This window comes from Erysipelothrix aquatica (assembly GCF_009828775.2).
In the GTDB taxonomy this organism is placed as follows: domain Bacteria; phylum Bacillota_I; class Bacilli_A; order Erysipelotrichales; family Erysipelotrichaceae; genus Erysipelothrix; species Erysipelothrix aquatica.
The window spans coordinates 44929-58405 of the sequence record NZ_WTSY02000012.1 but is presented as its reverse complement, the minus strand read 5'-3'; the positions used below and the strand labels follow the sequence as shown (position 1 = coordinate 58405).

Below are 13477 nucleotides of genomic sequence, written 5' to 3'. Positions count from 1 at the left end.
TTTCTAGATCATCAATAACATCAAGGAACAAGAGAGTAATTATTGGGATGTGAAAGCGAACTAAGGATGGTGGAAGCTTAGTGACTCAACAATAATGAACCGCACTTGGAAGATGGTTATGTGAACTGAAGTAGCATAACCCGCAGATACTGCGTTACCAAAAAGAGTGGCTAAATAATCTATTTAGCAATTAGAGTGGTACCGCGATAACTTCGTCTCTAGACAAATCTTGTCTAGAGTTTTTTTATTATAAGGAGAGAAAGAATATGAAGAAACTATTATTAAGTCTCATCATGGTGTTAGTCCTCACAGCGTGTGGTGCTAATACAACATCAACTGAGACAGCACCACCTCAAAATATGCTTGAGGAAATTCAACAACGTGGAGAACTCATTGTTGGAACGTCCCCTGACTATGCACCATTCGAGTTTATTGATCCTTCCAAATTAGGTCAAGATCAATACGTTGGTGCTGACATCGATCTGGCCCAACAAATTGCGGATGACTTAGGGGTTAAGTTAACCGTTAAAGCGATGAACTTTGATGACATCCCGACAGCTGTCAAAGAACGTAAATTTGATATCGGATTATCCGGTTTTACGTACACAGATGATCGGGCTAAAGTTATTCAGTTCAGTGAACCTTACGATAACTCCGAATCCCTTTGCCAAGGATTCCTCGTTCGTTCGGATAACACATTTACGTCACTTGATGATTTCAACAATGCGACCGTTACTGTTCAAAACGGTTCCGTCCAACAACAATATACAGAGCAACAACTCCCTGGGGCTAACGTTCGATTCGTTACAGCGCTAGAAGATGGGGCATTAGAACTAAAAGCTGGCAAGACAGACGCTGTCGCAGTAAGCTGTAAATCCGGTGAAGGATTCCTTGCCAACAATCCAGAACTTAAACTTAGTGATACACTCTTCGCGGTCAGTGATGCTATCGGAACAATGGTTATTATGCCATTGGGTGAGCCAGAATTACTTGAGGCCGTCAATACAAGTATTATCGCAGTAAAAGATGCTGGTTTATATACACAATGGTTAAGTGATGCGAAAGCATTATCTGCACAGGTTGGTGAACTGGGTGCTGCAAAACCAAATGTCTTTACATTATTAGGTGCCTATGGAAATGTCTTCTGGCAAGGAACTTTGGGAACAATTTGGTTATCCTTAATCGTTGTTTTCTTTGGGACAATTGGTGGTGCATTACTTGCCCTCTCTAAAATGTCGAAATTTAAACCGTTACAATGGTTTGCGACCGCCTATATCGAACTGGTCCGTGGAACACCAATTCTCTTACAACTCTACTTATTCGTATTTGGAGGGGCACAGTTCTTCCCTAATGGAATCAGTGATCAAATGTGGGTCATCTTTGCCTTAATCTTCAACTCCAGTGCTTACGTTGCAGAAATCTTCCGTGCTGGAATCCAAGCTGTTGACAAAGGACAATTCGAAGCTGCGAAGAGTTTGGGTCTGTCTGATCGCAACATGATGATTAAAGTAATCATGCCACAAGCTGTAAAAAACATCTTACCCGCACTTGGTAACGAGTTTATCACCATGATCAAAGAAACATCATTGGCATCTATCTTCTTTATTAACAGTTTAATGACATCACAATCCATTGTTTCAGCTGCAACACACATGAAACTTGAAGCATTAATGATTGTTGGGGTTATCTACTTTATTCTGACATTCTCACTTTCAAAAGTTGTTCAATACTTTGAAAAGAAAGGACAAACAAACCATGACTAACGAACTCATCAAAATAAAAAATCTTAAAAAGAACTATGGTAGTCTCGAAGTCCTCAAAGGCATCGACTTCACCATCAATAAGGGTCAAGTTATTTCAATTATCGGACCTTCTGGATCGGGTAAATCAACATTCCTAAGATGCTTGAATCTTCTCGAAGTTCCAACAGATGGAACGATTGAATTTAAAGGACAAGTTTTAAGTGCTAAAGGGAAATCACTGGACAAGATTCGTCAAGAAATTGGAATGGTCTTCCAACACTTCAACGTCTTCCCCAATTTGACGGTACTTGAGAACATAACATTAGCTCCTACACTTGAGAAAGGTATTTCTAAGGCAGATGCTAAAGCACAAGCATTAGAACTCCTAGAGCGCGTTGGATTGGCTGACAAGGCCGATACCTTCCCAACGAAACTATCAGGTGGTCAAAAACAACGGTTAGCGATTGTGCGTGCCTTAGCGATGAATCCTGATGTCATGCTCTTTGACGAACCAACCAGTGCACTTGACCCTGAAATGGTAAAAGATGTTTTGGATGTTATCAATCAATTAGCAGATTCGGGAATGACGATTGTGATCGTGACACACGAAATGAACTTTGCGAAACACATCAGTGATACCGTATTATTCATGGACGACGGTATTATTGAAGAAGCAGGAACACCTTCACAAATTTTCGATAATCCAACAAGTCCTCGTACTCAAGAATTCCTCAGTAAAGTTTTATAGATTCATTAATATTAAGAAAGCAACACATCGACATGTGTTGCTTTTTTTAACATTTAAACGACAGTATCCTTACCATAAACAATGTATAATGGTACTTTCATATAAAGAGACATACAAAAAGGCCGTGCGGCCTTTGTCTGTATTATGTTATTTTATTGAACCAAATACTTGTTGGGTTGGTACAGGATGACTTAAGGCATCTTGCCCATCCAATGTGTAGTCATTTAGATTTACGCGAACGATTTGTGAGTTGTTGTACATCTTAAAGTAATACGTACGAGTATTTGTCATCATACATGTTGTGTATTGCGTATAGTCTAAGGAGTTTCGTTGTGTCACAACGGATCCTTTCATAATATCAACACCACTAAGAATATGGTATGCACTGTTGACGAGATCTTCCTCGCCATAGTTTGGCACGCGTGTTAATTTCGCAAAGAGCGTACGAATGAATCGTGAAGGTGGACTGTAGTCGCCAGGTAAACCAAAGGTACCCGATCCTTGACCAAATGGTTTAAAGGTTTCTTCAAAGAGTTCAACGGGTTCTACTTGTTTTGGATTAACGCCTATGTAGTTACGAATATTGGTTTTATGCCAGTCGTAATCCGGACTGTTAGCCATAACACCCAGTTTGTTTTCATGAATTTTAAGCCCATCTTTTAGCGGTTCTACGATAATGCTGCGTCCTGTTGCATCGGTAAACACCCAGTGCAATGGCGACGCAATCCCTAACATCGGATTGGCATCATTGGTAATATTAATGCGACCAAAAGCATCTATTACTTCTTCAATCGAAGTATACGATGCAAGAATCCAGTTTACAATTTCATGGGACATAAGGTTGAGTGCACCATCTTTTTGATTATTGTAGTGAGCATACCCTTCAAAATACAATACTGCAGCTGCTAGTCCATGCTCATTCAATCCGTCTGCCATAATATGATCACCGATATTTTTTGATAAACCTAAGAATGCGAAATGATTGGTCAATGGTTGATCAAGCAAACCAAATTTCAGTGGATAATCTCGCTGAATTATTGTCATCTCTGGTGAGAGATCATAGGAAAAGTCCATGGTTCGTGCAAGTAAATGCAAATCATCACGACTCTTTAATGAAACGCTTGTACACATAAATAAAGCCCCCTTTTTTAATATTATATAGTTTATGCGAGGAATAATAAAGACCTACAGGTGTAGGTCTTTTAAGGAGATTGTATGTTTTTATTCAACAACTCTATCAAACGCTGATACAAGCGTTGCTAGAAATTGAAAGGCATCAGTGAGGTCGGTATTTAAATCGAGTTTCCATTCCCAGTTAGGAGACCCAATCGTTCCTGGTTCATTGATTCGTGCTTCATTATCAAGTCCCATAAGATCTTGAATCGGCAGTATCGCCCAGTTCGCATTTAGTGAGAGTGTATACGATGCGACTTGTTGCCATAACGACGGGTAATCGTGGCCGAGATCTTTAAGATTTTTGGTAATTTCTTTGTATTTTTTGATGGTGAGTTCGTCTGTCCAACCTGCCATGGTTTGATTATCATGCGTTCCTGTGTAAACAAGAATATTCGAATCAACAAGGGCGTTGGCTTCAAGTTCATGCGGATTGAGATTGAATTGAATTATCTTCATACCCATGAGATCGTAGTCATCACGAAGTTCAAGGACTTCTGGTCGTAAATCACCCAAATCCTCAACCACAAGTTCCAAATTTTCAATTTGACGGTACATAGCATCGAAGAAGTGATTGCGTGGACCAATTTTCCATTCACCAATACGTGCCGTTTCACTTTCTCCCGGAATGATCCAATAGGTATCAAAAGCACGGAAGTGGTCAATTCGAATCACATCAAACATTTCTTGATTCCATCGCAAACGATCTGCCCAAAGCGCATAGTCATTACGCGCCATCGCTTTCCAATCATAAATAGGATTTCCCCACAACTGCCCTTCAGTACTGAAATAGTCCGGCGGGACACCTGCAACCCAAGCTGGTGTCCCATCGCGGTTCAGTAAGAACTGATCACGATGATGATACACCTCAGCAGAGTCATGACCTAAGTAAATCGGAATATCACCAACGACACGAATACCTAAGTCATTCGCATACTTTTTAAGTTCCATCCACTGCATGTAGAATACATATTGAACAAAACGTTCGTATTCGAGCTCAGACTCTGAAACTTCCATGACTTTCCATTCTGTCCATGACGCATTATCGTTCAATTTTTTTAGAGCAATAAACATCACATACTCATCAAGCCACGTTGCCGCTACTTCAAGAAAGTCATTATAAGATGCGTCTTTCTTAAAATGTTGGAATGCATTACGAAGGTATGCTGTTTTCAAAGTGCGAACAGCTCCAAAATTGACGCGCTTGCCAAAAACAGGTTCTTGGTCAAACTCGAGATGCAAAGTTGCATATAACTTCTCGATCGATATATAAATTTCATCGCCTGCAAACGATGAATACGTTTGGTATGGACTGTTTCCATATCCGACAGGATTGAGTGGCAATATTTGCCAAATAGTTGCGTTTGTTTTTGCGAGATTTTGAATCCAAGTATAAGCACTTGATCCAAAGTCACCGATGCCTAGTGTCCCTTCAAAACTGGACACTGGCATCAGGACACCAGCACGTCTTGTCTGTGTCATACTATACCTTCCAAATATCACGATTGTATTCCGAAATCGTACGGTCGCTTGAGAAGAAACCTGCGCGTGCAATATTAATTAATGTCTTCTTAGCCCAGGTCATGCGGTCTTCATAGTCCGCAATCATGGTGTTCTTAGTTGCAATGTAAGCTTCAATGTCAATCAAAGTCATGAACCAGTCTTTACTAATTAGTTCGTGATGCAAGCGATCAAGATTTTCTTTTGTTCCACTTGCAAGCATTAATGGTCCATTGATAAAATCAACAGCCTGTTTAATTTGAGGACTCTTTTCATAATATTCTCTTGATACATAATCAGCTTTCGCATAGTGTTCGATAATTGTATCACTGGATTCACCAAAGATGTAAATATTTTCATCGCCTACAAGCTCGCTGATTTCAACGTTAGCACCATCCATAGTTCCCAGTGTTAAAGCACCATTCAGCATAAATTTCATATTTCCTGTTCCACTTGCTTCTTTAGATGCGAGCGAAATTTGCTCAGAGATATCGCATGCAGGAATCAACATTTCGGCTTTTGATACATTGTAGTTTTCCACAAAGACAATTTGTAAGTATTGACTTACGAGTTCGTCATCCGCAATCACTTTGGATAAAGTGAGTAGTGCATGAATAATATCCTTAGCGATAGTATAGGCAGGTGCGGCTTTCGAACCAAAGAACATTGTAAGTGGACGTGTTGGAACATATCCTGCTTTAATTTCATGGTACATGTGAATTGCGTAGAGTAAATTCATTTGTTGGCGTTTGTATTCATGAAGACGTTTAATTTGAATATCGAAGATAGCATCCGCATTAACGCTAATACCTTCCGTTTTTTCGATATATGCAGCAAGGTCTTCTTTCTTCGTATGTTTGATCGCTAATAATTCTTGAAGGCTTGCTTCATCATCCACAAAACGCTCTAACTTCAGTAATTCCATAGCATCTTGTTTAAATCCATCACCAATACGTGTTTCGATAAATTCAGTTAGTGGTCGGTTGGTATGTTGGAGCCAACGACGGAATGTAATCCCATTAGTCTTATTATTAAAACGGTCAGGATACATATCATAGAATGGTTTAAGTTCACTGTTTTTTAAGATTTCTGTATGTAGGGCTGCAACGCCATTCGTTGATTTACTGAAATGGATTGCGAGTGATGCCATATGTACACGTCCTTCGTGATCAATTACTGCAGTGCGAGCATCATTGCTTCGAGCTGCCGCAAGATCTTGAAGTTGATGTAATAATGGCACTAAACTTGCGTCAACTGCTTCAAAGTATGCGAGTGGCCATTTTTCAAGCGCTTCTGCCAAGATTGTATGGTTGGTGTATGCACAGGTGTTTGAAATAATTTCAACGGCACGATCAAATGCAATACCATCTGCCAACAAGGCTTTTAAAAGTAATACGATGACCATCGATGGGTGTGTATCGTTAATTTGAATGGTTGCATAAGAATCTAAACGGTCAAGATGGTCCTTGTGTTCTTCTAAAATCCACGCAAGTCCCCCTGAAACCATAAAATACTGTTGTGCAAAGCGAAGACGTAAGCCTTCTTCGGTTGAGTCATCTGGATATAAGAATAACGTTAAGTTTTTGTCGACAGCACGCTCATCAAAACGAATTCCTTCGGTAATGATTGAATCATCAATTGACTCAAGATCGAATAAACGAAGCGGTGCTTTTTCACCGTTGTATCCGAGTACGTCAATTTCATACATACGACCCGTTACTGCGACATCGCCAATTTGAACGGGCACTGTAAAATCAGTCTTACGTAACCAACCTGGTTTGTCCAACCATGTATCTTTTTCTTCCGCTTGAAGTCGATTCCGGAACACTTGTCGGAACAGACCGTAGTGGTAGACTAAACCGAGCCCTTGGCCATTTAGTCCTAATGTTGCGATTGAATCCATAAAGCAAGCTGCAAGTCGTCCTAATCCACCATTTCCTAGTGATGGTTCTGGTTCATAATCTTCAACTTCAGAAATATTGCGACCATTCGCTGCTAACACATCGCGAACTTCATCATAGATGCCTAAATTCATTAAGTTATTGGATAATAGTTTTCCAATTAGAAACTCTGCCGACATGTAGTAAACGCTGCGTTCGCCCGTCACAGCTGGTACTTTAGCAATACGATTTTGTGCAATTTCTAGCACAGCTTCATATAATTTATCGACCGACACAGTACGCATATCCGTATCTAATATATGTTCTAATTCTTGTTTTATCATAGGTTTCCTCCGAAAACGTTTTCTAAAAGATGTTAATAATTAGGGCTTTCGCCCTAGTTATTACATGATGACATCATCGTATGATATCGTAGTCAGTTCATAGTCCATTAAGATTTCCTCAGATGGGTTTCCTTGGAGTAAGCGGCTCACTGCATTCATCGCATTTACCGATACCTGGTAGAAATCTTGACGTACTGTATCAATTTTATAGTTAATATACCCTAATAGTGTAATCCCGTCAAATCCGCAAACTGGGCGGAATTCTTCAATTTCCTTCAGACCGTGTACAGCCCCAATGGCAGTAAGGTCTGAAGCACAGATCACAAGATCTGATTTTAGTGCGTGTTGTTTCACTAATTCACGTGCCCGTTTCTCACTAAAGTTTGCATACTGCGCATTCATGGTGACGCCCAATTCATCGCAAGCATTCACAACACCTTGCATCCTTAAGTCTGTAACATAACCATCACGACGTCCAGCCAAATACAAAATACGTGTCGCTTTATGACGTTTGATCATTTTGACTGCAATATCGTATTGGGCCTTTTCATGATCAACCATGACATAACTGGTTCGGGGACCAATGATTGGTGCATCAACCACAACGCTTGGGAACACATCCATGTCTATCAATTCTTTGTACGAGACAGCTTCTTTCGATAATCCATAGTAGATAACTGCGCTCACTCGAAGTGAATTAAAATGCTGAAGAATTTCTTTCGCATTCTTTCCTTCTAGAAGATTAGAAAAGACAGGTATGACTTCAATTTTAAGTTCTTTGGAATGATTCATCGCCCCAAAGAGATACTGCATATTAATTTCATCAATTGCTTGGCGGTGGTTATTGATGAAGATGACCAACGCCACCCTTTTGCCTTGCTTGGATGATAAAGCAGATGCAATGGAGTTTGGCACATAGTTGAGTTCTTCAACTGCTGCAAGTACTTTTGCACGTGTTGCATCACTAATATTATTGTAGTTGTTTAAAACTTTAGAAACAGTTGAAACCCCTACGCCTGCTTTTTTAGCGACATCATTTATACTGGCCATGTGTTGCCTCCCTTACACTGCTTAATTATAGCATTCTAACTGCAAATACGTAGAAAATCACGCTTTTTTCAGCAAGTATCACATATCTTTTGTTTTATTTGTCTCTAACGATAATACTACTCATGCCTTCGATTTGCAATCCATCTGATGATGCTTTTGCAGCTCCTTGAATGGTATCTAGGACGGAATACGATCCTGGCAATATTTGTGATTCCTGCGATAAATTATGAATAACAGTAATGTCGTCATGTTTCATGACGTATAATGTTGCACTGGATGTCACCGCAGTGGGTGAGCTCGTAACCAGTTGTGGATACTTGTTTCGAATTTTAATTGCGTGCGCATAATGATTAAGTAACGATGCTTTGTCCTTTTCTTGATCAGCAACTGACGAATCAAAAGGTACTGTGTAGTCCGCATTTTGTGGTGCTTTCGTTTGACCCGTTGCATCTTTTTGAGACCAGACCATAGGCAAGCGTTTGTTTTCATCAACACCGCTTCCCTTCATCCCAATCTCTTCTCCGTAGTAAACAAACGGATTTCCCGGCATCATCAGGTATAATGATGCAGCCATTTTTTGCTGATCGACATCATTAAAGTATGTTGCTGATCGACCCTGATCATGATTCGATATAAAGGGTGCATCTAAGGCATTTTCATTATTTGCTTTAATTGCTTGATTATATTCTGCAACAAACTGTGCAAGGGATTGACCGTCACCTTTTTTCACACTCTTTGCAATCATACCGTTTGCTTGACTGAGTCCAAAATTAAAGAATGAGTCAATATTTGATGCATACATATCCGTTACAATAGCATTCGGAATCCATGCTTCCGCAACGATGTATGCGTCTTTTGTATGTGTTTTCACTTCAGTATTGAGCCAATCTAAAAATTCATTGTTACGGGCTACATCATCAGCATAGTAATGACTGGTTGCATCGAGACGAAAGCCTTTTATACCCATGTCGAGCCAAAATGCTACGATTTCCGAGATCTCCCGTCGTACTTCTGAACTATCCAAATTTAAATCTGGCATATGCTCAGAGAATACAGATTCATACCAGATACCCGGTGCATATTCACGGTACCCCGTTTGCCACGTATCACTGAAATTATAGTAATCACAGTATTTGTTTGTATCACATGTGTTGGTCTGTTTCGCAGCAACTGCCTGGGTAAACCATGGATGCTCAATAGATGTATGATTGAGTACCAAATCGAGAATCAAGGTCATATTTCGAGATTCCATTGCGGTTAACAAATTCTTCATTGATTCCATATCCCCATACTGAGGATCAATTGTCTTATAATCGGTGACATCATACTTATGATATGACGGTGATGGCATAACTGGCATGAACCATACATTTGAAATCCCCAATGTCTCTTGGATATATGGAAGTTTCTCACGAACACCATCAAGATCACCCATACCGTCACCATTACTGTCATAATACGATGCGACAAATATTTCGTAATAGACTGACGGTACTTCAGGATGAACATACGATGTCTGTGACGATGCACATCCTGAAATCAATAAGACTAAGATTAGAAGTAAACTCAATTTTTTCATTATCCTTTAACAGAGCCTCCGGTAACACCTGTTACATAGTATTTTTGCATAAAGATAAAGAGAATTGTAATTGGAATCGCAATCAATACCGCTGCCGCACAGAAGCGCGTAAAGTATTGATAGATATTCTCACGTTTCAACATCTCAAAGAGTCCAAGAGCAACTGTATAGTTATTGTAGTTATCACGCATGATAAAACTTACAAAGATAAAATCGACCCATGGTGCTAAGAATGATGTTAAGACTGTATAGACAATAATTGGTTTGGAAAGTGGTAATGTAATTTTCCAGAAAATATCGTTACGGGTAGCACCATCAATAATCGCTGATTCATCGATGGCCTTTGGAATCGTATCAAAGAATCCTTTTGAGATATAGTATCCCATCGCTGCTCCACCTGAATAAACAAGTACAAGTGCTGCTAGTGATTGATCCAACCCAATTGCTTTAATAAGATAATAAATTGCGATCATCGCCATAAAGCCAGGGAACATCCCAATAACTAATACCACATTCATCATGGGTTTACGCAATTTGAAGCGTAATCGGGAAAATGCATACGATGTTGCGAGCGTAATAACCGTCGAAATCGCACAGGTAAAGATCGCAACAATCAATGTGTTCATAAACCAACGTGGAAAGTTAAATAATGTCGTATCTGTAAACAGACGTGTATAGTTATCGAATGTCCATGTTTTCGGAATAATATAACTTGTAAATGCTCCGCCTTCTCCACGGAACGATGTCATGACAACCCACGCTACTGGTAGTAACCAGATAAAACTTAGGATTGTTAGGACAGTATGGCCTGCTGCACTTGTTGCACGGCGTTTTGCTTTAATACCTCGGATCATTGGAAATCACTCTCCTTCGATGTAACCCTTCTAAAGACTACTAATGATAAGACTGCACTGATAATGAAGATAATAATACCGACCGTTGATGCAAGAGCGTAGTTTTTGTCTGTAAGCGTTAGCTTATAGAGCCACGTTACTAAGAGGTCAGTTTCACCAGCTTGGTAGTAGTTCAAGGATAATGGACCACCACCTGTTAATAGATAAATTAAGTTGAAGTTATTGAGGTTACCAATGAACTGTGTAATAAGATAGGGTGTCGTAACACTTAACATGTATGGTAACGTAATACTAAAGAATTGGCGGACCGGTCCGGCACCATCAATTCGCGCACTTTCGTACATATCTTGTGGAATGTTCATTAGGATTCCAGATGTGATTAACATTGTATAAGGAACCCCAACCCATAAGTTAACAACAATAACCGTTATCTTGGCCAGCGTACCGTTCGTTAAGAAACGAATCGGCTCGTTGATGATACCCCAGTTCTGAAGCAAGACATTAACAGGACCAAGATCATGTAAAAGTTGACTCATTATCATTAAACTTACAAATTGCGGAATCGCAATCGAAACAATGAAAATTGTTCGCCAGAATTTTTTAATTTTAATGCCTTTGGCGTTGATAAGCATCGCTAACAACATTCCAAAGATATAGTTCAAGAATGTTGCAAAGATTGCCCAAATAAAGGTCCATTTCAATAATGCAAAGAATGTTCCAGAAATGATTTTATTATTATAGAGCATATCCGTAAAGTTTTTGATTCCAACCCATCCGAAGATATTACCTGGTGGTTGGTGATTTTTATCAAAGTTGGTAAATGCAATTAAAATCATAAAAATTAACGGTGCAATTGTGAATGCAAAGGTCAAAATCGTTGGTAACGCTAATATTGTAATGTGGAAGCGTTCGTTCAGAAGTGTTTTAAGTTCTTCTTTGAATGTTGGTAAAGGGTGCCCTTCTTCAATCATTTTTTGATTGTTAATTGCACCTTTAACACTAATAAAGTAAATCAGTAAAAATCCTAAAATGATAAAGATACAAAATACTCCAAATAGAAGCATAAGCATCGAGTTATCACCCTCAGTATAAATATAAATCCCCAATGCTTCGTCAAAGACTTTTCCTTGGACATTAGTTCCTAATGTCACGAGTCCTGCGAGCTGGTTTACACCAAATCGTAGCATATACAACACAAATAAGATTTGTGCCGATAGGTACAGGTATCCTTTTATAAATTGCTTTCTTAAGAAGGCCCCCGAACCCATGATTAAGTATGCGCATCGTGTGGCTGTATCACCCTTAACAAATCCGTTGATATACCTTTTAAACGGTAGAGTTAGTTTCTCCATTTCACGTTCTCCTTAATAAATAAAGGGGCTTACGCCCCTAATTGTTACTCTATTACACCTTCTTGAATTTGTTTGACCATTTGATCTAAGAGTTCTTGCATAGGTGCAGGATTCTTATCTTCAAGTGCAAGGCCGAATGCTTCAGATGGTGTCCAGTAGTTTGAAAGGACACTCTTTTGACTGTGTGCAAATTGTGCTTGTTCTGCTAAAGCGCTTAATGCAACGTTAGCTTGAACTGCTTCACTTTCTGCAGCTTTAATATTTGATGGTCCAAGTTTCAATGTGTTGAAACGTTCTAATTGGCTTTCTTCATTTGTTAAGAAGTCTGCTAAAGCCATTGCTTCAACTGGATGTTTTGTTTTTGTTTTAACACCCATGAGTTTGTAGCCACCGAAGCTTGCCATTTGAACATCTTCACCACCAATGTTGAATGTTGGAAGTTTTGTCGCAGCATAGTTATCACCCAATGTTTTTTCCATTGATTCTGCAACCCATGTTCCAGATACACCAGCAGCAATTGTATCGCCCATACCTGCTTGTAAGACTGTATCATCACCTGTTAAGAATGCTGGTGAAGCTGTGAATGAGCGCATATATTCTCCGACTTGAAGTCCGCGTGCGTTGTTGAAGTCTGTGACTTGTTTGCCATTTTCAACAGCAAGTTTTCCACCAGCTCCTAAGAAGAATGATGCATTATACCAGCCGTTTGAAACGTCCATGAAGATTTTCTTGTTTTTCGCTTCAGCAACTTTGATCATTGAATCTAATGACTTAACATCTTCTTCTGTAAAGACATTTTTGTCATAGTACATGAAGTATCCATTATCTGCAGTCATTGGGTAAGCGTAAAGTTTACCATCGATTGTTGCTGCATCAACTGATCCCGGAACATTGTCTTTAACAATACGTTCTTTATCTTTAGTGATTTCATATAATGCACCTGCTTCAACCAAGTCTGTGATTTGGTCGTTAGCAAATGCGAAGACATCTGCAGCTGCTTCGATATCTTGTGTTACATAATCACGCGCGTCAGGTTCCCCAACAACACCTAATTCAATATTGTATGTCTTGTCCGGATTTAGTTCTTTGAATTTCTCAATGCGTTTTGATAGGAACTCTTGAGAATCTTGGGAACCCCATACTTTCAGATTAATTGTTTCGGATGCTGGCTTGCCTGATGAACATCCTGCTAGTGCTAGTGATACCATAAGTACCGTCATAACTTTAACAAATCGTTTCACTACTTCTTCCTCCT

At 39.5% G+C, this 13477-nt stretch carries 10 protein-coding genes and 1 other annotated feature; of the genes, 2 read left to right on the top strand and 8 right to left on the bottom strand.

Annotated features, from left to right (window positions below):
• Nucleotides 1-14 precede the first annotated feature (14 nt).
• Nucleotides 15-223 (top strand) — a binding site (T-box leader).
• Between the two features lie 43 nt (nt 224-266).
• Both GVV20_RS05070 and GVV20_RS05065 read left to right on the top strand, forming a co-directional pair.
• Nucleotides 267-1763 (top strand): ABC transporter substrate-binding protein/permease, encoded by a 1497-nt coding sequence (locus tag GVV20_RS05070; RefSeq protein ID WP_159741044.1) that lies wholly within the window; start codon nt 267-269, stop codon nt 1761-1763.
• On the top strand, nt 1756-2490 hold the full coding sequence (locus GVV20_RS05065) for an amino acid ABC transporter ATP-binding protein (RefSeq protein ID WP_159741043.1): 735 nt from the start codon (nt 1756-1758) through the stop codon (nt 2488-2490). The genes GVV20_RS05070 and GVV20_RS05065 overlap by 8 nt, the downstream gene beginning before the upstream one ends.
• A 147-nt stretch (nt 2491-2637) precedes the next feature.
• Here GVV20_RS05065 and GVV20_RS05060 read toward each other — a convergent pair whose 3' ends face one another.
• The 8 genes from GVV20_RS05060 to GVV20_RS05025 form a co-directional block, all read right to left on the bottom strand.
• Nucleotides 2638-3621, bottom strand: coding sequence for a choloylglycine hydrolase family protein (locus GVV20_RS05060; RefSeq protein WP_159741042.1), 984 nt, complete (start codon nt 3619-3621; stop codon nt 2638-2640).
• Nucleotides 3622-3711: 90 nt separating this feature from the next.
• The gene (gene malQ / locus GVV20_RS05055; protein ID WP_159741041.1) at nt 3712-5145 is read right to left on the bottom strand and encodes a 4-alpha-glucanotransferase; all 1434 of its coding nucleotides are present in this window, start codon (nt 5143-5145) and stop codon (nt 3712-3714) included.
• 1 nt (nt 5146) lies between these two features.
• Nucleotides 5147-7387, bottom strand: coding sequence for a glycogen/starch/alpha-glucan family phosphorylase (glgP, locus tag GVV20_RS05050; protein ID WP_159741040.1), 2241 nt, complete (start codon nt 7385-7387; stop codon nt 5147-5149).
• A gap of 60 nt (nt 7388-7447) precedes the next feature.
• Nucleotides 7448-8437: a LacI family DNA-binding transcriptional regulator gene (locus GVV20_RS05045; protein WP_159741039.1), complete on the bottom strand. Its 990-nt coding sequence runs from the start codon at nt 8435-8437 to the stop codon at nt 7448-7450.
• 94 nt (nt 8438-8531) lie between these two features.
• The gene (locus GVV20_RS05040; RefSeq protein ID WP_159741038.1) at nt 8532-10016 is read right to left on the bottom strand and encodes an alpha-amylase family glycosyl hydrolase; all 1485 of its coding nucleotides are present in this window, start codon (nt 10014-10016) and stop codon (nt 8532-8534) included.
• Complete coding sequence (locus GVV20_RS05035; RefSeq protein ID WP_201287531.1) at nt 10016-10870, bottom strand: sugar ABC transporter permease; 855 nt, start codon at nt 10868-10870, stop codon at nt 10016-10018. The genes GVV20_RS05040 and GVV20_RS05035 overlap by 1 nt, the downstream gene beginning before the upstream one ends.
• Nucleotides 10867-12222: a carbohydrate ABC transporter permease gene (locus tag GVV20_RS05030; RefSeq protein WP_159812802.1), complete on the bottom strand. Its 1356-nt coding sequence runs from the start codon at nt 12220-12222 to the stop codon at nt 10867-10869. The genes GVV20_RS05035 and GVV20_RS05030 overlap by 4 nt, the downstream gene beginning before the upstream one ends.
• 44 nt (nt 12223-12266) lie before the next feature.
• Complete coding sequence (locus GVV20_RS05025; protein ID WP_159812804.1) at nt 12267-13463, bottom strand: extracellular solute-binding protein; 1197 nt, start codon at nt 13461-13463, stop codon at nt 12267-12269.
• Between the last annotated feature and the right edge of the window lie 14 nt (nt 13464-13477).

Coding starts and splice junctions, on each gene's coding strand:
- GVV20_RS05070 (WP_159741044.1), top strand. CDS start 267: ATGAAGAAACTATTATTAAGTCTCATCATGGTGTTAGTCCTCACAGCG.
- GVV20_RS05035 (WP_201287531.1), bottom strand. CDS start 10,870: ATGATCCGAGGTATTAAAGCAAAACGCCGTGCAACAAGTGCAGCAGGC.
- GVV20_RS05060 (WP_159741042.1), bottom strand. CDS start 3,621: ATGTGTACAAGCGTTTCATTAAAGAGTCGTGATGATTTGCATTTACTT.
- GVV20_RS05030 (WP_159812802.1), bottom strand. CDS start 12,222: ATGGAGAAACTAACTCTACCGTTTAAAAGGTATATCAACGGATTTGTT.
- GVV20_RS05065 (WP_159741043.1), top strand. CDS start 1,756: ATGACTAACGAACTCATCAAAATAAAAAATCTTAAAAAGAACTATGGT.
- GVV20_RS05045 (WP_159741039.1), bottom strand. CDS start 8,437: ATGGCCAGTATAAATGATGTCGCTAAAAAAGCAGGCGTAGGGGTTTCA.
- GVV20_RS05040 (WP_159741038.1), bottom strand. CDS start 10,016: ATGAAAAAATTGAGTTTACTTCTAATCTTAGTCTTATTGATTTCAGGA.
- glgP (WP_159741040.1), bottom strand. CDS start 7,387: ATGATAAAACAAGAATTAGAACATATATTAGATACGGATATGCGTACT.
- malQ (WP_159741041.1), bottom strand. CDS start 5,145: ATGACACAGACAAGACGTGCTGGTGTCCTGATGCCAGTGTCCAGTTTT.